Here is a 20,313-nt window from a genome sequence, read left to right as displayed (position 1 = left end):
GAACTGGTCGCCAACGCGTTCCCGTCTCTGAGCTTCTCCGACAACTGAAGGACTTCCTGCGGTGCTTGATAAGCCGGTCATAGTATTCGATGGTCATTGCGTTCTATGCTCGGCCAACGCCCGTTTTGTTCTGCGCAACGACCGCTACGGTCATTTCCGGCTTGCTGCGATGCAGGGCGAGGTGGGCGCAGCCATTCTCGAGCGCTGCGGTGTCGATCCGGCAAACCCCGAAACGCTGATCGTCGTCGATAATGAAACCGTCTTGCGCGATAGCGACGCGGTCATCGCGATCTGGTCGAACCTGGGCTGGCCCTGACGCGCGCTGACGGCGGCCCGAATTGCCCCCCGTTGGCTGCGCGATCCGATCTATCGCTGGGTCGCGCGCAATCGCTACCGCCTGTTCGGGCGCAACGAAGAGTGCTTCGTGCCTGATCCTCGCTGGGCGGACCGGCTGCTGTGACGCGCGTTCTGGTCCTCGGCGGTTATGGCGGTTTTGGCGGGCGGATCAGCCGCCGGCTGGTAAGGGCGGGCCACGAAGTGATTGTGGCTGGCCGATCGCTCGCAAAGGCGGAGGCATTCTGCGCGGGAAAAGCCGGACTGATGCCCGCGCGAATGGGCCGCGATGACATTTCCGAAGGTTTGTCGAAGTGGCGGCCTGCCATCGTGGTCGATGCATCCGGTCCGTTTCAGGAGATGGACCTTGCCGTGCCGCGCGCAGCGATCGCGGCCGGAGTGCATTATTGCGACATAGCCGACAGCACGGCGTTCGTGACCGCCATCGCAGCGCTCGATGCCGAGGCGAAGGCGGCGGGTGTTGCGGTATTCTCGGGCGCGTCGAGCGTTCCTGCCCTCTCGGGAGCGATTGTCCGCGATCTGGCCGAAGGGCTCGACACCGTATCGCAGGTCTGCATAGCGATCAGTGCCTCCAATCGCGCAACAGCTGGCGGGTCGGTGGCCGCAGCGATCATTGGCCAGGTCGGCCAGCCCTTTCGTCTCTGGCGCGGGAAACAGTGGACAGGCGTGCATGGCTGGCAGGAGCCGCGCCGGCAGGATTTCAGCATCGCGGGACGGAAGCCACTGAACCGGCGCCTCGTCGCATTGGTCGACGTGCCCGACGTGGCGCTGTTGCCCAGTCGTTTGCCGGGCGGGCCTACGGTGGAGTTTCGGGCCGGTGGTGAGCTGGCATTTCAGAACGCCATACTCTGGCTGTTATCATGGCCGGTGCGCTGGGGCTGGATAGCCAGCCTCGCACCGCTGGCCCGCTGGCTGCTGCCGTTTCAGCGGCTGACTGCCTGGCTTGGCAGTGATCGTTCGGCGATGATGGTGAAGCTATTCGGGATGGCCGGAAGCAAGCGCATCGAACGATGCTGGACCTTGATCGCCGAGGATGGCGACGGGCCGGAAATCCCTACGCTTGCCGTCGTGCCTTTAGTTGCGAAGATGCGGGCGGGCGAAATGCCGATCGGCGCGCACGATGCCGGCGATGCGCTGACCCTGGACGACTACGCTGCGGCGTTTGCTAAACTCTCCACCGCTCAGGCGCGGACAGAACGCATCCTCCCGCCGCCTCTTTATGCGTGTGTGATGGGAGATCGCTTCCATCGGCTGCCCCCGTCCGTCCGTGCGATGCATTCCACTTTCCGCGACGGTGGTGCCACAGGAAAAGCACAAGTCACTGGCGCAGCGAATCCGCTGGGGGGATTGATTGCACGCATCGTGGGTTTTCCTCGCGCGGGGCATTATCCGCTCCACGTTACCTTTGCAGAGGACGCTACGGGCGAGCGGTGGACCCGCAAGTTCGGGCAAGACAGCTTTCGAAGCTTCTTGGGCATGCACAACGGTATACTGTCCGAGCGGTTCGGCCCGCTACGCTTTCTGTTCGATCTGCCCACTAATATTAATGGTTTGACAATGGAGATGAAAGGCTGGTCGGCATTCGGCATACCTTTGCCGCTCGTCCTCGCTCCGCGATCGCTGGCGTCGGAGTGGGAAGAGAAAGGACGTTTTTATTTCGACGTCCCCATATCCTTGCCACTGATTGGCAGGCTGGTGCACTATCGTGGTTGGTTAGAACAGAAGATGCGCTAGGACGGCCCTTCTTGGGCCGTTGGCGGACTGTCCGCTTTCAGCGTTTGCCCCAGCACTAGCGGACGATAGGTTCGCGACCGGATTGCGGACGATCATCATTTAGCGCCTTGATCGTAAAAGCCGACGGGAGCATCCTCTCATCAAGGAGAGACGATATGCATGTTCCACAAGGCTTTGCGGTCGTTACCCCGTATATTTTTTCGATGGCGGCGAAAAATATGTCGAGTTTCTCGAAGCTGCGTTCAATGCGATCGAGATCGGCAGAAGTACGGCTCCCAACGGGCGCATCGCTAATTGTCAGTTGAGGTTCGACACCGCAACGATCATGGTAAGTGAGGCGTCAGAACAGTTTCCTGCAAGTTCGGGTGCTTTTTATCTCCATGTTGAAGACGCCGATGCGTCGATGGAGAGAGCACTTAAAGCGGGCGCCGAGAAAATAATGGACGCTGAAATTATGCCATACGGCGATAGGCAGGGTGGCGTCCGCGATCCATCCGGGAATATCTGGTGGGTTTCTCAGCGACTAAGCGCAGAACCATATTTTTAAAGTCAGCTCAGCCAGTCCGGTAGCTCAAACCTTTCTGACCGCTTCCCACCCCAATTCCGGCCGTCCGACTGCGCGAAGCGGATGCTTCAAAGCGGTCGACCGTGTGTCGACGATCGACCGCTGAATAAGTCAGATTTCGGTACGCTCTGCCAAGAGTAAGGCCGAGGCCGCTCACCATGTACCATCCTCGATGCGCCTGCGCCGCGCGACCTCGCGGTCGCTGGTCGCGGCGATCGGCGCTTCGTTGGGATAAGGCGGCAGGTCTCCGCCCGGCTTCCAGTGGGCGACCACGACGCCCTGGCTGGTGACGTGGTGGTCGGTCATTTCTAGTTTCGTGACCGGGGTGCCGGCGCCGAACAGGCGTTTGCCGCGGCCCAAGATCACGGGGTAGGTCATGGTGATGAGTTCGTCGATCAGGCCCGCCTCCAGGAGGGCGGGGTAGATCGTGCTCGATCCCTGGATGATGATGTCGGCGCCCGGTTCGGCCTTGAGCAGCGCGACATCGTCGACCCCCGTCACCCGGTGGCTGTTCTGCCATTCGAGCGGCTGGTCGCCGCGGGTGAACACGTATTTGTTCGCCGCGTCGAAGGCGTCGCGCATCGGCCGGTTCTCCGGCTCTTCGGCATAGGGCCAGTAGGCGGCGAAGATGTCGTAGGTGCGGCGGCCGAGCAGCAGGTCGTAGGCACCCGAGAACAGCTGCCCCAGCGTCTCGCCGACCTGTTCGTCCCACAGCCTGAAGACCCAGCCGCCTTCCGCGAAACCGCCTGTGGGGTCCTCGGTCGGGCCGCCGGGAGCCTGCATCACGCCGTCGAGCGACAGGAACGCGGCACCGGTGATCTTGCGCGCCATGGCCGTCTTGTCCATCTCAGTCCTCCTTGCGCGGGCCGACGAGGCCGAAGGCGACACCGTGGGGATCGGTGCAGACGGCGCTGAACTCGCCGCCCGGGATCTGGTGCGGTCCGTGGACGAGCTGGCCACCGCCGTCCGTCACGGCCGCGACCGCCCGGTCGATGGCGTCGACACCGATCGAATAGACCCAGTTCGACTGCGGCATGCCGGGCGGCTTTTCCATCACCGCGCCGATCATTCCCTCGCCGCGATAGAGGAACTTGTAATCGACCATTCCCGGCATCGGCATTGCGCCGTCCTGACGCCAGCCGAACAGGTCGGTGTAGAAGGCAATGGCCCCGTCCTGATCGGTCGTGGATAGCTCGTTCCAGCGGACATGCTGCGCCTTCTCGTAATCGAACACGTCGCTGCGCGCGTCGGGATCGTCCGCGGGCGGGGTGGGGGTCATGACATAGAGCGGCGCGCCCTGCCCGTCGGTGACCAGCGCCATGCGGCCCACGCCTTCCATCGTCTGATCGAAATGGACCGTGCCGCCCGCCGCCTCGAACGCCTGCTTTGCCGCATCGACATCGGCGACGTGGACGTAGCCGTACCACGCGGGCCGGGCGCCGCCGTCCTGCATTTCCTGCGAGAGGGCGAGGACGCCGCCCGCCATGCCGCCGTCGGAACGCAGGATCATGCGGTAGTCCATATCGCCCTGGCTCGCGACGCGCGGGGCGATGTCCCAGCCGATCACCGCGTCGTAGAACATCTTGGCGGCATCGGCGTCGGGCGTCATCAACTCGTACCAGATGAAGGCGCCGGTATCGGGATCAGTCATCGGTTTTCTCCTCGCGGGCTTCGTCGGCCTTTTCGAAATGGGCGAGCTGGTCGGCGTGCGCCTTCCGGAAGGCGGGGCGGGCCGTCATGCGTTCGATGTAGGCCTCGCTCGCCGGGCGCGTCCCGTGCTTGCGGACCAGATCGACGCGCAGGACATCGGCCATGACGAGATCGGCGAGGGTAAAGCCGTCCCCCACCAGCCAGTCGCGCGCTCCCAGCACCGCCTCCATCTGCGCCAGCCGGTTGTCGAGCCAGCCGGTGATCGCGGGCACGTCTTCCTTCGACCATTGCAGCACGACCCAAGGCATCGTGACCATCTCGAGCGTGTTGAGCCCGGCGAAGGTCCATTGAGTAACCTCGGCCCGGGCTTTCTCGTCCGGCGGGATCAGCGTCTCGCTCTTGCCGCCGAGATGGATCAGGCCCGCCCCGCTCTCGAACAGGCGGATGGCGCCATCCTCCAGCATCGGTACCTGGCCGAAGGGCTGGCGATCGAGATGGTTCGTCTCGCGCCCGTCGAAGGGCACGCTGGCGATGCGATAGGGAATGCCCGCCTCCTCGCACGCCCAGCGCAGCCGGATGTCGCGCACGAAACCGCGCGGCATGTCGGGCACCCAGTCGTAGGTCCAGATGGTGACGGGATCGGCGGACATCATTCCCCTCCCAGCAGGTTGAGCGTGTTGCTGTCGGGATCGGCGAGGGTGGCGATACGCAAGGTGGCGAAGCCGGGGACGGCCTGCGGTTCACCGACCGCGATGCCGACGGCGCGGAGCCGCTCGATCTCGCTCTCCAGGTCCGGAAGGCGCAGCGATACAGTGTCGACCGCGCCTTTCTTCGGATTGTCGAGCACCTGGAACAGCACCCTGTCCGTCAGGTCCCACTCGCAGCAACTCGGCATCGGGCGGCGGTCGGGTCTGCGCCCCAGAACCGTGCTCCACCAGTCGCAGCCGGCAGCATGGTCCTCCACGCCTAGCGAGACGAAGACGTTGGCAACGTCCATCGCTCAGGCCCGCTTGTAGACAACGGTTTCGAAGCCGCCGTAGATCATGCGCTTTCCGTCGAACGGCATCGCGCCGAAATCTTCCATCCGCGGGTCTTCCATCATTCGCTTTTCTGCCGCTTTGGCCGTTTCGCGGTCGGGCCAGGTGACCCAGCTGAAGACGATCTTCTCACCGTCCTGCGCCTTGGTCGCCATGCGGAAGTCGGTAGTGTGACCATCTTTCACGTCCGCTTCCCAGCACTCGATCTGGCTCAGCGCGCCGAACTCCTTGGCCAGCGTCCAGAATTTCTCAGCAGTGTCGATGTAAGCCTGCTTACTGCCTTCGGGCACGGCCAGGACGAATCCGTTTACATAGGTCATCGGTGTATCTCCCCTTTTGAGTTCTTGTTCAGTCGGCTGCAGGCGGGGCCCAGTCCTTGTCCATCCACATCGTTTCCCAAGTGTGACCGTCGGGATCCTCAATGGCACCGCCGTACAAGAAGCCTTGATCCTTGATGGCGCGGGGTTCGCTGCCGCCCGAGTTTTTTGCCGCAGCGTGGAAGGCGTCGACAGCCCGCTTGTCGTCGAACGACAGGCAATTGAGCACGGCGCTTGTTGCGCGAGTGTCGGCGATCGGCTTGTCGGTGAATGTGGCATAGAACGCATAATCCAGCAGCATCACGCTGATTGCATCGGACCAGACCATCGCGCTTGCCTGTTCGTTGGAGAAGGCATCATTCTTCTCGAAGCCCAAAGCCTCGTAGAAGGCGGTCGATTGCAGTACATTACCAACGGGCAAGTTCACGAAGATCATCTTGGTCATTAGCATCCTTTCAAGGATCTGGGCCAGGTCTGCGACTCGACTCTTGTTAAAGCTGCCCTAATAAGTTACATAAAGCAACAATGGACTTACGAGAAGTAACAAAACCGACTAAGGCGAAACATGGCAAATGGTATAGCGATGCCTGTGGAACCGCCTTCGCAATGGAGCTTGTCGGGGAGCGTTGGGCACTTCTAATCATTCGCGAACTGATGTTCGGACCGCGCCGCTTTTCCGATCTGCGGACCAGCCTGCCCGGCATCTCGGCCAAGGTGCTGACAGAGCGGTTGGCCGGCCTTGCGGATGCGGGCGTGCTGGCGCGCCGCAAGCTGCCACCGCCCGCTGCCGCGCAAGTCTACGAGTTGACGCCCTGGGGTTACCGAGCCGAGCCCCTGATTCAGGAGCTTGGGCGATGGGCCGCGATGTCGGAAGCGCATGATCCAACACTGCCTCTGTCCCCCGTCAGCTTTATGCTGTCGCTCCGCACCATGTTTGATGCAGCCAAGGCAGGCCACTGGCATGCACGCTTCGGCTTCCGCTTCCCCGATGCGGTCTTCACCGGCACAGTTGCCGACAGGGCGTTCACCGTAAAGCGCGAAGAACCAGTCGATACCGATGCGGTGTTCAGCGCCCCCGAGGCTTCGCCGCTCGCCGCGATGGTCTATCTAGGAATGCCAGCGTTGGACGTAGGCGTGGAGATGACGGGCAACCGCGAGGCTGCCCGCCGCTTCATGACATTGTTCGATCTGCCGGAACAGATCGGCTAAATTTGGTTGAAAAATTTGAGGGGGATTGACGTAGTCGTTCATCGAGTGTCCGCTTTCGAGTACTTCATTCATTAGCTGGAACGGCTAATATGGGGCGCTTTGCAGCCGGTCTCTAATTGGGCTTGAGGCAGGCTGATTGCTTCTATCTAGGTGTTAAGCAAACCGGCCTTCGCTCGCCCAATCATCCGCAATCAATTCAATGGCGACCTACTCGCCAGAGACGCAATTACAATTATGTGCGCTTCAAAGACCAAACCACCGCGCAATGTTGTACGATGCGCAAATGCCAGCATCGAGGTTATATCCGGTCGCCGCGCCGCATTGCATTGTACCGGTTCCGGGATCGACGGGCTGACCGTGACCCATGCCGCTGATCGTGAAGGTCTCGACTACGGCCATTCCGTTACTGTTCCGGTAAACCCTGTGAGGGTAGCCACTTACCGTATCGGTGGTGTCGGCTGCCTGGTTCGTACCGTGCACGTTCGTCCACTGCTCCATGGTCTCTTGGAGGTTGGCGATATTGACGGTGAGATCGTTCGTTCCATGCCAGATCGATACGCGCGGCCATGGGCCGGACCAGTTCGTCGCGCCGCGTACCAGATTGCCCCATTGCTCGGATGTCTTGGTCACCGTGCCTGTGTTGCACAATAGCGATGAGCCGACCGTAGTCGCACATTTGAACGGCACCCCAGCGACTGGCGCACCGGCTTTGAACACATCCGGATAGGTTGCCAGCATGACGTTGGTCATGGCTGCGCCCGAACTGAGCCCCGTGATATAGACCCGCCGTTCGTCGAGCCCATGCAATGCGACCGCCCGGTCGATACCCTGCTTGATCGAGAGCGGTTCGCCGGCACCGCGCTGATAGTCGCCCCTGACGAAAAAATTCCAGCAATTGCTGCTATTGTTTGCGCTCTGCTGCTGCGGGAAAAGCAACGCGAAGCCCATTTGATCGGCCCACTTGGTCCAACCCGTTTCGCTATCCATATCGGCCGCCTTCTGCGCACAGCCGTGAAGAACGACCACGAGGGGGCGGCCGGCTGTCAAGTTCGCCGGAATATACTCGTACATTAGGATGTTGCCAGGATTGGAACCGAACCCGGTGACTTTTGTCAGCGCTGCTGCCTGTGCGATCGGTGTCGCAGCCATAAGCGACGTAAAAGCCGCTGCGGCCAAAACCTTCTTGAACAGACCTATCATGACCCTTCTCCCTTGGGCTCGTGTTTTGTATAGTCGTCTTTTCAGCGCTCCACCTCGACGGGCTTCCGGCCAAATTCCCGGCGTAGTGTCAATTTGTCGATCTTACCTGTCGCGGCGAGCGGAACGGCGTTCATCGCGATGATCTCGTCCGGCAACCACCAGCTCGGACAGGTTTCGCGAATACGTGACAGCAGGTCCGCATCACTCGGCGAACGACCTTCGACCGGTTCGATCAGCAGGATGGGGCGTTCACCCCACTTGGGATCTTCGCGTCCTATTACGGCAGCCATCGCGACATCGGGGTGTGCGGTGACTGCCGCCTCGATCTGCGCAGGATTGATCCATTCTCCGCCCGATTTGATGAGGTCTTTCGAACGTCCGGTCAGCGTAAGGTTGCCGGCGCTGTCGATGCGCGCAAGATCGCCCGTTGCGAACCAGCCGCCGCGTGTCGCCTTTTCCGTCTGACCGAAATACCGATCCACGACAGAGGGGCCGCGAACCCACAAGTGACCTTCGGCTTCCCGCTGCCGTTTGAGCGGCTCTCCGTTCTCGTCCGTAACGAGAAGATCCACCCCGAAAGCCGGTTGGCCTGCTGTTAACGGATTGCGATCTTTATCGCCAGGCGGCGTTGCAGTGCCGAGTGGCGAAAGCTCGGTCATGCCCCACGTCGTCTGAACTTCGATCCCGCGTCTCTCAATCCTCTCCATCAATGCTTGGGGCATCGGCGCACCGCCTACCATAATGCGCCGGAGCGACGGAATCTCGAGAGCATGCGCATCGAGATGATCGAACAATGCCAACCATACGGTGGGAACGCCCACTGCAATTGTGACGGCTTCCGAGCAGATCAGGCGCGCGAGACTTTCCCCGTCGAGGTGCCTACCCGGCAGCACGAGTTTGCCGCCCACCGCAGGTACGGCGAAGGGCAAGCCCCATGCATTCGCGTGAAACATAGGAACGGCGACCAGCACCGCATCGCTCGCGCAGATCGCTGCCACGTTGGCCTGCAACAAGCGTAACGTATGGAGGTAATTGCCTCGATGCGTGTATGTGACGCCCTTGGGGTCACCTGTCGTACCGGAAGTAAAGCACAGGCCGCACGGCGATAGTTCGTCGAAATCGCCCCAATCAATCCTGGCATCGGCCAGAGCTTCGAACGGGGGCAAGGTCGCCTGCGCACCATCGATGATGAGGACCGCTTCTATTTCGGACGCATCCTCCGCAATGTTGCGGGCGAGGTCGGCGAGGTCCGCGCTTGCAACCAAGAGGCGTACGCCCGCCTGGCGCACCATGGCGGCGGACACGGATGCAGTGAGGCGGGGATTGAGCGTCTGACAGACGGCCCCCATCCCCATGATCGCAAACCACGTCTCGACATGCGCACGGCTGTTCCATGCTAGCGTCGCGACCGTATCGCCGTAACCAATACCCAGTTCCGCCAGTCGAGCCGATAAACCCTGCGAACGGGCCCGCACATCTTCATACCCGGCGCGATCGACAGCACCGTCCTCACCCGCGGTTACGATTTCCGCCTTGGGATGCCATTTGGCTGCGTGGTCGAGGAACTTGTCGACCGTCAGGCCATAGGATTGCAGGCTTCCCGGAGTCATCGGCATTGCTCTTTCGCGGGGCTCATCGGCGGCGCAGCGATGCCGACATTCCAGTTCCACGGGACCGACCCATCGGCGCGTCGCCGACAAACCGTTTCTTCATAGAGAGCGAAGCGATCGCCCAGGGGGTCGCGCGCGACGGCGGGTACATCGGCGAACAGCATGTATCGCTTGCTCTCATCGAAGGTTGGCCAGTCAGGTCCTCCTTCCGCACGCGGGATGCCCGTGCGGGCGAAGGAGAGCCAGTACGACATCATGGCGTCGGAAAACGCGCGCTCATCAGCCGTTTGCGGGATGGCGGGCCAAGCAGGCGCGGTTTCGTGAATAGTCCCGAACATGTAAGGAATTTCAGATGCGTGAAAGGCGTGCAAGCCGGCTTGATCCGCTGCGGGATAGCCATGGTCGAACAGGTAGAAATAGGCAGTCGAACCCACCCGCCGCTGTGCCTCTGCCATGCGCTGCGCAGTCCATCCGTACAAGGCATCCCGAGGCGCAGCGAGAATGCTTTCTTGCAGGTCCGAGGCTGGGTACAGCTTTAGAAAGCGTGTCGCCTCACTGCCGTATACGCGTTCGATCGCGTTCTCGTATTCGTCCGTGCTTTTGGGAACGGGCGGAACGAGGCTACGCAGCGACCGAGTCTCGCCATCGTTGAAACCGACCAGCAACGGCACGGCGGCCTGCTGTCCTTCATCGAAAATGTCGGTGATCTGATGCGGCAGGACGTTCCCGTCCACGGTAGCCTGCGGATAAAAACCTGCAGAAGGCGCGTTCGCCACCAGTTCCTCCGCCGGCAATATCCGCATAGCCCTTAGATCTGCCGCGCCGACCGCCTGCTGCACGGCCATACCGACCGCCTCCGCTGGCGGTTGACCGTTCAGTGTCTCGCTTAAACCCGGCACCGAGACCATGTAGGCGCTTTGGGCGATCGCCTTGTCGAACAAGCCACGCGCTTCGGGTGAAGCCAAAAGATACATGACACTCAGCCCACCGGCCGATTCCCCAGCGATCGTTACGTTCCCGGGATCGCCGCCGAATGCGGCAATGTTCCGCTGCACCCAACGCAACGCCGCCACTTGATCGAGCAAGCCGTAATTACCTGAGACCCCATCGGGCGATTCCGCGCTCAGCGCAGGATGGGCTAGGAAGCCGAGAACGCCGAGCCGGTAGTTGATCGAGACGACGACCGCGCCCTTTCGCGCAAGGTGCGCGCCGTTGTACATGCCAAGACTGCTCGATCCGCTGACCAGCGCACCGCCGTGGATCCAGACGAGGACCGGTGCATTGCCAATCCCTTCTTGAGACCAGACATTGAGCGACAGGCAATCCTCGCTCAGCGGCCCGGGATCGTCGAAGTAGATCTTCGTAAGGTCGGCGCGGGCCTCCGGCTGGACGCAGGCATCGCCGAATTGCGTCGCCGTTACCTCCCCGATCGCATCTGCCATCGCGACAGGCGGCTTCCAGCGCAGGTCGCCGGTCGGTGCCTCGGCATAGCGAATGCCGCGCCAGATACGCACGCCGCCATCGCGTATTCCGCGGAACGCTCCAGCGGGCGCTTCGGCGAGCGGTCCGTTCGGTGAAGGTGACGGGAGGCTTGCGCACCCTGTCACCGCCACTAGTGCAGCTGTTAGCAGGCTGGCTTTCAGGATCGTCATGTCGAGCCTAGAAATCGTAGCCGATGCGCACACCGAATGTGCGCGGACGCAGGCGGGCGTAACGGCTGTCGAAGAATGATTCGGGATGGACGTAGGTGATGTCGTCGGCATCGAGCAGATTCTCGACGTAGGCGGTTATCTTCGCCGCGCCGAGCTCCACTCCGGCAAGCAGGTTCACCACTTCGTAGGAGTCAGTAAAGTCGAAAACCGGATTACGGACAGCGGGATTACCTGGCAGATTTGGAAACAGACCCGGGAAGCTTCCGACATGCTGGATCGTGCCGGACACGAAGGCATCGGTATCGTCGCCGATCGGAAAATCGTATCGTGCTGTAGCCGACCCCTGGAAGTCCGGCCCCGACAGTTGCAGGCCCTCCAATGCGCCAGAAATGGCCGCTTCCTGCTCCGTCAGCTCGGTAATCTTTGCATCATTTATCGAACCATTGGCGAGCAGGCTGAGGCCCGGCATCGGACGAACTGCCAGTTCGAATTCGATACCCTTGCTGACCGCCGCACCAATATTCGTCGCGAACTGTAATTGGTCGGAGGTGCGGTTGACCTGCACCTGGATGTTCTTCCAGTCGATATAATAGGCGGCTATCGCGGCGGACAGTTTACCGTCAAGCCAACTGCCCTTCACACCGATCTCGTAATTGGTCAGATCGTCGGATTCGGCGCCTGGGGGGATGACCAGATCGTTTGGATTGACGACGCTGACCCGTCCGGCATTCGCGTTGACGACCGGGCTGCGGAATCCGGTGGAGATCGTAGCATAGGCAGTGGTACTCTCGACCGGCTTGAAGGATACGCTGGCTTTGTAGGACCACTGACCATCCGTCAGCTTGCGCCCTTCCGCTTCCGGGATTGGCGTCACCGTTAAAGGGATATCGCTCAACCCAACGATGCCTGCGACCAGATAATTGCTGTTGTAGCCGCCCTCCTCGGTAAAGCCCTGTGTTTCGTTGGAGGTATAGCGTACGCCACCGGTGACCCAGAATGCATCGGAGAACCGGTAGGTCAATTCGCCGAATCCAGCGAGCTCGCTCGAATTGATATGGACGCCGAACTGATTGTACACCTCGCCCGGCAGACCAGTAAGCCCGTGCGCATCGAGGAATTCCTGCCGCGAGCGGTAGTTGTAATCGACGTCGCGTCGCTTGTCGTAATAGAACCCGCCAATCAGCCAGTCGAAATTGCCGCCGCCCTGCGATGCCAGTCGCGTTTCCTGAACGAAGATATCGTCATAGGCGAAGGCATCAAGCGCGAACGGGAACGCCTGCGCGAACGTCCCGGCGAGATCGACCACGAAAAGCTGATCGAACGTGGCGTAGGTCGACGAGCTCGTGAGATTGGCGAAGCCGAGATCGGCATCCACCGTTAGGTTCGCGCTGGTCAGCTTCGCCCAGAACCGGTCCGGTCGGTCGGAACGCCGGACATAGGTTCCGAGCAGCGGATTGGTGAGCCCGGAATCTTCCGGCTTGCTGTTCTCGTGGATCAGGGTCGCACGAACGGTAACGCCGTCGAAGGGTTCACCGAGAAGGGAAGCGCGTCCGCCATAGGATTTCAGCGTATTCGCGTTGTCGATGCCCGTTCCGACATTGTCGACCCAGCCTTCCTCGTGGCGATAGAAACCGACCCCGCGGAAAGCCAGCCGACCATCGACGATCGGAATGTTGACCATACCGTTATAGCGCTGGCGGAAAGCATCGTCGTCGGTCAGGCCAAAATCGACCAGAGCCGAAGCTTCGAACCGGTCCGGATCGGGCGCATTCGTGATAATGCGCATCGCACCTGCCAACGAGTTCGCACCGAACAGGGTGCCCTGCGGACCGCGGAGGAACTCGACGCGCTCGACATCGAACAGCGAGGGGTCAAGAATGGTCGAGTTGCCGTTCGCCGAGATCGGTAGCTCGTCGATGTAGATGGCGACATTGCTGGCAAGGTTGGCGCCATACCCGTTCGTGGCGATGCCGCGGGCGGTAAAGTTATTGAAATTGGCCGTGGGCTTGTTGACCACCACGCCCGGTGTTTCACGTGCCAGATCTTCGTATCCGACCTGACCCTTCTCGCTCATCGCTTCCTGCTGGAACGCGGTGATCGACAACGGAACGTCCTGCAGGCGCTCTTCGCGTCGGGTCGCGGTAACAATGATGACGGAGTCTTCGTCGACGGCTTCGGCAGCCGGCGAAATGTCCTCGATCACATCTTCCTGCTGGGAATCGTCGGGCGCCCTCGTGCTGGCGGTTTGGGACTGTGCAGTCGCGGTTCCGCTCCACAGAACGGCCACGGCAGCAACTGAAACGAGCAGGCTGCTCTTCATACTTTCTCTCCCCGAATCGCGACGCATCTCCGGCGTCGATCCATGCACAGAAACTACTAATTCACTGGTGTGTCAACCTTCACTCTCATGTGCGAGAGTGTTTTTATGAAGTCGCATATCTGCTGATCGGATCGCTCTTGCGAGCATCACGAAAAGGGCGATGGCGATCGCGTAGAACGGCGTCAGCGTGTACAAAGCGAGTTGCAGGGAATTGGCGATGCTGCCCCTTGCTGCGAACCAGTCGCTGGCCGCTCCGACCCACGTCGGCCCCAGACCCAGACCGATGAAATTCATCACCAGCAGGAGGAGCGCTCCTGCAAGAACCCGCTGGTTGGGCGAGACCTCTTCCTGCACCAGCGTAATGGAACAGGAGAGATAGAAATAATTGAAGAACATCACGATGGTGAGGAGACCGAGGGCAAGTTCCCATGACGGTGCCCAGACGAAACCGAGATAGAAAGGCGCTGCGACGGCGAGCGAGGCAGCGGGCGCGGTGGCGAACGTCGTGCGGGATCGCCTGCTCAACCGGTCGATCAGCTTGCCCGATGCGATCATGCCGCCGCCCATTCCGACGATTATCGCCAAAGCGTACCAGAATGCGATCTCGGACAGCGTCATCCCCTTCTCGCGCATGAGGAACAACACCGCGAAATTGCCGAGCCCATAGGTAACGAATTGAGTCGCTCCGCTTCCAAGCGCAGCCAAAGTCAGGACGGGATTGGCGAAGAATGCGCGGACGGTCGTCCAGAACGGTGCGGCTTCCGGTTTGCTGTCGACATCCATCTCATCCGTCGCACCTCGCTTCGGCTCGGGAATGAGAAAGGGAAGCGCCGTAGCCGTTATAAGACCCACCACGCCGATCGCGATGAAAGCGTCGCGCCAGTCGAATACCGCAGCAATGGTTGCACCCAGCGCGATGCCCAGCGCCGCCCCTATCGGAGGCCCGAGATTGAATATTCCGAACGCGAAACCCCGCTTCCCGGCCGGAAAAGTATCGGTGATGAGCGCGTAAGACGGTGGAACCCCGCCTGCCTCTCCGAAGCCCACCGCCATTCGTGCAACGACCAATTGCGGATAGGTGCGGGCAAGTCCGCAGGCGATCGTCGCAGCGCTCCAGATACCGCATGCGATCGACAGGACGCCGACGCGGTTCGTACGGTCGGCCAACCAGCCTACCGGAATGGCGATGAAGCAGTAGAACATCGCGAAGTACAACCCGCCGATCAGTCCGAGCTGGCCGTCCGTGATTTGTAATTCGTCCTGGATCGGCTTCGCCAGAATGCCGAGCAGTTGCCGATCGAGAAAGTTCAGGATGTAGACGACAGTAAGCGCGGTCAGCACAACCCCCGGCCGTCGCATCTTTCTTTTGGTCGCAAACGCAGGCGCGCCTCCGCCGATCTCGACTTGCTGCACCATCTCTCTCCCATTCTTTTCTGCGACTCGTTTGACACCCGAAACCGCCTTCTGTCAATATACGCTCTCTTGTGTGTGAATGTTTTCGTGTTAGCGTTGTTGACGTGGCGCCGCTTTGTCGGGAGGGAGAACGGGATGGGTACAGTCAAGAAGCCGGTTCGGCGCTCGCGCAAGGCGGAACAGCGTGCTGAGACGCTCGAGCAGATCTACGATGCTGCCGAAGAGCAATTCTCCCAGCATGGATTGCATGGCGTGACGTTAAAGGATGTCGCCAAGCAGGTCGGCGTCCATCATACCCTGCTCAACTATTACTTCGACGACAAGAAAGCCCTGTTCGATGCGGTATTCGCACGGCGTGCAGTCGTTACCAGCGAGCGTCGTCAGCGAGCGCTCGATGAATATGAGGCCGCCGTTGGTGACGATGTGACCGTAGAAGGTGCGTTGCACGCGTTCCTCGACACCGATCTCGATACCTATATTGAAGGCGGACCCGGGTGGCAGAATTACGCCAAGCTCGGCGCGCAGGTCTCGAACACCCCCGAGTGGGGCGCGGAATTGATGGACGAGCATTTCGATCCGCTGGTGCTCAGACTGATCGGATTGCTGAAGAAAGCGCTACCCGATGCGGCCGAGGAAGACATCTTCTGGGGCTACCATTTCACCACCGGCGCTTTGATGCTAACGCTCGCGCGCACGGGCCGGATCGACAAGCTTTCCGAGGGTCTTTGCCGATCTGACGATTTCCCTGCCATAAAAGCTCGAATGGCAGACTTCATGGCAGCAGGAATTCGCGAAATCTGCGCACGGTAAGCTGGCCCCTGAGTTCGCTATGACGTAGGCTTGGTGTTTGCTCCGAGCGCAGGGCACAAACTGTTTAAAGCCCTTTGTTTGAGGCCATAATTGCCTTTCAATTAGTCCTGAACGAACGACGGCTTTCGGGTGGCGTCGCCAACCGCTCTAATGTCTCAATTGGGGCGCAAAGCGGACCCCGCCGGTCCCAAATTTAAACTGGGACTACTGGTCACCCCTTCGGATCTAGGCTCTTCGCTATCAAGTCGGACACATCATTTGCTGCTTGGAGCACCGGCTGGTTTGCTAAATGGGCGTACCGTGCTGTCGTCTGAACCTGTGTATGGCCGAGGAGCTTCCCAATCATCGGTAGGCTTTGACCGTGGCTGACAGCAACCGAGGCATAAGTGTGGCGCAGGTCATGAATTCGAGCATTCTTTAAACCTGCTCGGCCACGCAAGCGCTGCCAGAACGGCTGGAGATCGGTGAGGTGGGCGCCGGGATTGCGACCTTCGATCACAAAAGGGTTATCGGCTGCGGGAGTGATCTTCTCCAAAACGGCGAGCGCAGCATTGCCAAGATGGATTTCCTTCGCACCAGTCTTACTGTCGGGAAGGCGGAGCAGTTTGCTCTGGATGTCGACGTATTCCCATTTAAGCGTCATGATTTCATTCAGACGGCATCCGGTGAAAAGCAGGAGTCGAACAGCGGCGATGGCAGAGGGGAGCTCAATCCGCTCTTCTTCCATTTCGCCGAGCACACGACCGATGGACTGCAGTTCTCCTGCTGAATAATAGCGTTCGCGCTTCTTCTCTGGGTATTTTTTGATGTGCCGCCGAGGGTTGGTACCGTCCGGTCGCAATCCCCAGAGTTCAGCCAAATTGAACATCTTTGAGATGATCTCGAGATTGCGGTTGGCTTGGTAGGGACGGTGCCGCCAGTCGTGATGATACTTTGCAATATCGGCTCGGGTAACATCGACGATCCGCAAGTGACCGATGGCCGGTAGAATGAAGAGCTTAAGGTTGCGGCGGTACTCCTTAGCCGTGCTGGCCTTCAGGTGGATCGCGATATGCTCCTCATCGAAGCGATCTGCGAGTTCGCGAACGGTGAGGGCGGTGCGCTTAGCGCGCTTTTCGGCCATGGGATCGATATCTTGGCGGATTTTTACCATCGCCTCGAGAGCAAGGCCGCGTGCTTGGTCTGGTGTTATCGCGCCAAAGCGTCCCAAGCTCATCCGTCGTGATGTGCGACCGTAGCGATATTGCAGTACAAATTGTTTGCGTCCTGTTGGAAAGATCCGGACACCGAGGCCCGAGAGGTCCCCGTCCCAGACAAAGTAATCTTTGTCGGCTGGTTCAAGCGATTCTATCATGCGCTTAGTGAGCTTGGCCATTACGCCTCCTGTTACCAGTAGCGGTTTCGAGCCCCGACCCGTAAGCAAATAGGAAGCAGGCGGGAGCAAAGCATGGCGAAACCGTGCGTAGACACACAGTCCCAAATCCGTTCGACAGTCAATCTAACCTGTTGAAATTAAGGGCCTAAGCGTAAGAGCCAGTATTCAACGGTATTAAGACAGTGAAGCCCTCATAACCTGAAGGTCGTTGGTTCAAATCCAACCCCCGCAACCACAGAACCATCGACGCTATTGGGACAGCTCGCCTTGCTACTTACAGCGGGGTTTTTGGTGCGCATAACCGTAAGCATATAGTAGGCAGACTCTGAGCCACTCCCCATATCGCACGTTATGCAATTCGCGTCCGCTTTGCGTCCTAATCTAATATGTCCGCGGCGATCCCGGATGCGGTCATTCATTAGGTTGGTCAGCTAAGCCGCGATACGGCGCAGACAACCCCGCCATTCTAGGCGAACTATCTCGTCGCCTGGTCGACACGATGAACGGGCGGTTCAGCCTGATCGAGAGATGGCGGGAGTTCACCCTCGTGCCGTGAAGGCCCGCCGTGAACGGTGTTAGAAAAGGCGTGCAGCGTCAAGTCCGCGCGTCAGAAGGCTACTTGAGAAGCACGAGTGACTTAAAGGCATCGTTCGCACGGCTAAACTCTGCGTGAGCCGGCAATAGGTTCTCTGTGCTCTTCACGCATCTGAACCGCTCCCTTTGTAAAGGTTGCCTTAAAGCCTTTAAATTCATCGGCTGGCCTTACGGCCACCTTCGGCCATTTGTGCACGTTGTTGGCCGGCGCTCTGAGACGTTGAAGCGTTGTGTACTCAACGCTGAAGAATTCGGTTGCGATAGATCTCAATGCACCGCCCAGTAAGCCAATGAACAGTCGCTGGAGATTTTTCGGTTTGTGCCGGAGGACGGTCGCGTGGTCGATCGAGGTGAAGATGACGTGTAGCTTCGTTCTCTTCGAATAAGCAGGCGACGATCAGATCGAACTGAGCACAGAGTCTTTCAGGGAATGGAGAATGCCGCACCATGGGAGCTCTTAACTCCATGGGGAGAGGGTATTTTGGATATACAATTTTCTCGATGTCGGCTTTCGATAATTAAGGCGTCGATTTCCTCATGTCGGCGCGGAAATGTTGCGGCACTCCCGCTGCGGTCATGAAAAGTATGGTGATGTTATCGGAACCCTCGGCCTTTGATGTGGTCGGCGAAGCGCGGTTACCTTGCGCTTGCGTTACGGTCACGTCGCAGTCTGTCGAACGTCCGCAATGGTATTGCTTACCGAAATGCAGTTATCGGCTCGAAAAATTCCTAAAAAATTGTAACAATTACGAAGCGGAGTGCGACGGAGACGGTCTCGAGCATTTTTGTGAGGCTCGCTTAGGACTGTCCTACTCTCCTACCCGGCGCACGGGCACCGGAATGTTGCAGATGTCCGCCCCGCCTGCAGGCACTATAAAGAACGGGTCGCGGCGGTTGGCGCGGGCCTCGGCGTAGCGGGCGAAGGTCTCGCCTTCGGTCGAAAGGTACTCGAACCTGGGTCGCTGATCGGCAGGCAACTCGCTGGCGACGCGGATGGAGCGGATGGGCACACGCTTGGCTGTGTCCTCGTAAAAACCCAATGTGCCCTTGCCGCGGGGGAGGGACGAGAGATGCTCGATCCCCTCGACCACCCGCCCGATCAGCGCGATGTTGCGGTCGAGATGGCGAGGGGCGTGGCCGATCACGGTGTAAAGCTCGGCGCCGCTGCCCGTATCGGGCGAGAGGCTCCGCCCGACGCCGACCATGCCATAGCAGTGGACGGGCCATGCTTGCTCCAATGGCTGCGATCGCTCGTCTAAAGAAAACGGGGGGTCTTCCGTCAAACGTATTGGCGGGGGAAGGAGGGTTGTGGTCATCGCGATCGGCCAACCATTGCGATGAGAAACAAACCCAGCGTAAGCATCACGGCGCTTCATACGGTGCAAATTGGGTGTCTCGCGGCCCGTATCAGGCTTGGGAAGCTCCTGTGTATACTCGTCCTCCCCCATCACCCGCAGCCCCTCCGGCAGCGGCTTCGCCTCCCCGTCCGCTTCCGGGTTGTCGTAATTCGGATCGCCCCACTGAACGACGTAATTGTCCTGCACCCGGTTGACACTAATTCCGTCGTACCAGCCTGCGCGGGCGAGGGTGCGGATGTTCACCACCCACCCCTGGCTGAAGGGCGGGGGCATGAGCTGGATCACGACCTCGCGCGCCGACCCGTCCGCCGCATCCGCGAGGGTCATGACCAGCAGGTCTTCCGGCGCGATGGACGTCCATTCCTCCGGAAGCGCCTCGGCGACGATCTCATTGGGGCTGGGCGGCGCATCCGGCGCATCTTGCGCGAAAACGGCGGTGGAGAGCGAGAGACACACGGCGAGGCAGGTGAGGTGCGTTTTCATCGCGGGCGAAGGTGCCACGCCCCGCCCGCAAGCAAAAGCCCCTTTCCACGCATTGTGCCGTGCGGACAGGGGCTTTCCGGATAGCGTTCGCCGGGAATGCCGGGCCGTGGAGCGCCATCGAGACGGGTCGTCGGAGAAACGGCGGTCATAAAGGCGGGTTCGACCGTTCGTCGCATCGCTTGCGCCATCCCCGCAACCTCGCTAGAGGCGCGCGTTCAGCCAAGCAGGCAAGCGCCCGCGCAGCATATGCGCCGGCGCGGCTGAAATGCGGAGCGGTGGCCGAGTGGTCGAAGGCGCACGCCTGGAAAGTGTGTATACGGTAACCCCGTATCGTGGGTTCGAATCCCACCCGCTCCGCCATGGCCTCTCTTATCCATCGCTTCAGGGTAATCTATTACGATCTCTCGAATAGTGTTCGCTGTGATTCACAGTATCTACCAGCGACTTCAAAATAGTTGACGATCTAAATGTCGCTTGAGGAGAGAACGAATGTACAATCTTCTAGCCGAATTAACCTGAAATTGTCAGCTTGTGGCAAGCATTAATAAAGTTTCTAAAGTTGAATTGAGAGTTTATTGGATTAAAGATGATAGCTCGAGTATATACGCCATTATCCTGCAGCTTATACAAAT

18 protein-coding genes and 1 tRNA gene are annotated in these 20,313 nt (G+C 59.9%); 6 read left to right on the top strand and 13 right to left on the bottom strand.

Translation table 11 applies throughout. From position 1 onward, the window contains the following. Nucleotides 1-61: 61 nt before the first annotated feature. From E3U23_RS02645 to E3U23_RS14330, 3 genes are all read left to right on the top strand, one after another. Nucleotides 62-316: a thiol-disulfide oxidoreductase DCC family protein gene (locus tag E3U23_RS02645; protein WP_279349630.1), complete on the top strand. Its 255-nt coding sequence runs from the start codon at nucleotides 62-64 to the stop codon at nucleotides 314-316. A 140-nt stretch (nucleotides 317-456) separates the two neighbouring features. Beyond that, entirely contained in the window at nucleotides 457-2,088 is a 1,632-nt protein-coding gene (locus E3U23_RS02640) for an SDR family oxidoreductase (RefSeq protein WP_279349629.1), read from the top strand. A 325-nt stretch (nucleotides 2,089-2,413) separates the two neighbouring features. Beyond that, nucleotides 2,414-2,635 (top strand): VOC family protein, encoded by a 222-nt coding sequence (locus tag E3U23_RS14330; protein WP_431732648.1) that lies wholly within the window; start codon nucleotides 2,414-2,416, stop codon nucleotides 2,633-2,635. 171 nt (nucleotides 2,636-2,806) lie between these two features. Here E3U23_RS14330 and E3U23_RS02635 read toward each other — a convergent pair whose 3' ends face one another. Genes E3U23_RS02635 through E3U23_RS02610 form a run of 6 tightly spaced genes read right to left on the bottom strand, consistent with a single transcriptional unit; the run spans nucleotide 2,807 to nucleotide 6,102 of the window. Next, nucleotides 2,807-3,499: a dihydrofolate reductase family protein gene (locus tag E3U23_RS02635; protein WP_279349628.1), complete on the bottom strand. Its 693-nt coding sequence runs from the start codon at nucleotides 3,497-3,499 to the stop codon at nucleotides 2,807-2,809. 1 nt (nucleotide 3,500) lies between these two features. Continuing rightward, entirely contained in the window at nucleotides 3,501-4,304 is an 804-nt protein-coding gene (locus E3U23_RS02630) for a VOC family protein (RefSeq protein WP_279349627.1), read from the bottom strand. Further along, the gene (locus E3U23_RS02625) at nucleotides 4,297-4,953 is read right to left on the bottom strand and encodes a glutathione S-transferase family protein (RefSeq protein ID WP_279349626.1); all 657 of its coding nucleotides are present in this window, start codon (nucleotides 4,951-4,953) and stop codon (nucleotides 4,297-4,299) included. The genes E3U23_RS02630 and E3U23_RS02625 overlap by 8 nt, the downstream gene beginning before the upstream one ends. Next, nucleotides 4,953-5,300, bottom strand: coding sequence for a VOC family protein (locus E3U23_RS02620; RefSeq protein ID WP_279349625.1), 348 nt, complete (start codon nucleotides 5,298-5,300; stop codon nucleotides 4,953-4,955). The genes E3U23_RS02625 and E3U23_RS02620 overlap by 1 nt, the downstream gene beginning before the upstream one ends. A gap of 3 nt (nucleotides 5,301-5,303) precedes the next feature. Next, nucleotides 5,304-5,660: a DUF1428 domain-containing protein gene (locus E3U23_RS02615; RefSeq protein WP_279349624.1), complete on the bottom strand. Its 357-nt coding sequence runs from the start codon at nucleotides 5,658-5,660 to the stop codon at nucleotides 5,304-5,306. 28 nt (nucleotides 5,661-5,688) lie between these two features. Next, nucleotides 5,689-6,102 carry a VOC family protein gene (locus E3U23_RS02610; protein ID WP_279349623.1) on the bottom strand — a complete coding sequence of 138 codons (414 nt, stop codon included), beginning with the start codon at nucleotides 6,100-6,102 and terminating at the stop codon, nucleotides 5,689-5,691. Between the two features lie 80 nt (nucleotides 6,103-6,182). Here E3U23_RS02610 and E3U23_RS02605 point away from each other — a divergent pair, with 80 nt between their 5' ends. Then, complete coding sequence (locus E3U23_RS02605) at nucleotides 6,183-6,866, top strand: winged helix-turn-helix transcriptional regulator (protein WP_279349622.1); 684 nt, start codon at nucleotides 6,183-6,185, stop codon at nucleotides 6,864-6,866. Between the two features lie 243 nt (nucleotides 6,867-7,109). Here E3U23_RS02605 and E3U23_RS02600 read toward each other — a convergent pair whose 3' ends face one another. From E3U23_RS02600 to E3U23_RS02580, 5 genes are all read right to left on the bottom strand, one after another. Then, complete coding sequence (locus tag E3U23_RS02600; RefSeq protein ID WP_279349621.1) at nucleotides 7,110-8,066, bottom strand: extracellular catalytic domain type 1 short-chain-length polyhydroxyalkanoate depolymerase; 957 nt, start codon at nucleotides 8,064-8,066, stop codon at nucleotides 7,110-7,112. 41 nt (nucleotides 8,067-8,107) lie between these two features. Beyond that, nucleotides 8,108-9,676 (bottom strand): AMP-binding protein, encoded by a 1,569-nt coding sequence (locus tag E3U23_RS02595; RefSeq protein ID WP_279349620.1) that lies wholly within the window; start codon nucleotides 9,674-9,676, stop codon nucleotides 8,108-8,110. Beyond that, on the bottom strand, nucleotides 9,673-11,328 hold the full coding sequence (locus E3U23_RS02590; protein ID WP_279349619.1) for a carboxylesterase/lipase family protein: 1,656 nt from the start codon (nucleotides 11,326-11,328) through the stop codon (nucleotides 9,673-9,675). Before E3U23_RS02590 ends, E3U23_RS02595 begins: the two co-directional genes overlap by 4 nt. A gap of 7 nt (nucleotides 11,329-11,335) precedes the next feature. Then, a complete protein-coding gene (locus E3U23_RS02585; protein ID WP_279349618.1) occupies nucleotides 11,336-13,648 on the bottom strand; it encodes a TonB-dependent receptor in 2,313 nt (770 codons plus the stop codon). A 72-nt stretch (nucleotides 13,649-13,720) separates the two neighbouring features. Next, on the bottom strand, nucleotides 13,721-15,007 hold the full coding sequence (locus E3U23_RS02580; protein ID WP_279349617.1) for a spinster family MFS transporter: 1,287 nt from the start codon (nucleotides 15,005-15,007) through the stop codon (nucleotides 13,721-13,723). Nucleotides 15,008-15,196: 189 nt separating this feature from the next. On the opposite strand from E3U23_RS02580, the gene E3U23_RS02575 reads away from it, so the two are divergent. After that, nucleotides 15,197-15,871, top strand: a complete 675-nt coding sequence (locus E3U23_RS02575) for a TetR/AcrR family transcriptional regulator (protein WP_279349616.1) — start codon at nucleotides 15,197-15,199, stop codon at nucleotides 15,869-15,871. A 211-nt stretch (nucleotides 15,872-16,082) separates the two neighbouring features. On the opposite strand, the gene E3U23_RS02570 is transcribed toward E3U23_RS02575, so the two are convergent. Together E3U23_RS02570 and E3U23_RS02565 are read right to left on the bottom strand one after the other, a co-directional pair. Continuing rightward, entirely contained in the window at nucleotides 16,083-17,246 is a 1,164-nt protein-coding gene (locus E3U23_RS02570) for a tyrosine-type recombinase/integrase (protein WP_279349615.1), read from the bottom strand. A 1,403-nt stretch (nucleotides 17,247-18,649) separates the two neighbouring features. Further along, a complete protein-coding gene (locus E3U23_RS02565) occupies nucleotides 18,650-19,681 on the bottom strand; it encodes a peptidylprolyl isomerase (protein WP_279349614.1) in 1,032 nt (343 codons plus the stop codon). A 269-nt stretch (nucleotides 19,682-19,950) separates the two neighbouring features. Here E3U23_RS02565 and E3U23_RS02560 point away from each other — a divergent pair. After that, nucleotides 19,951-20,041, top strand: a tRNA-Ser gene (locus tag E3U23_RS02560). The last annotated feature ends 272 nt before the right edge of the window (nucleotides 20,042-20,313 follow it).

Origin of the sequence: Erythrobacter litoralis (genome assembly GCF_029760855.1) — a bacterium.
Classification (GTDB): domain Bacteria; phylum Pseudomonadota; class Alphaproteobacteria; order Sphingomonadales; family Sphingomonadaceae; genus Qipengyuania; species Qipengyuania litoralis_A.
Note: the sequence above shows the minus strand (reverse complement) of the source record. Positions and strands in the feature narration are given on the sequence as shown.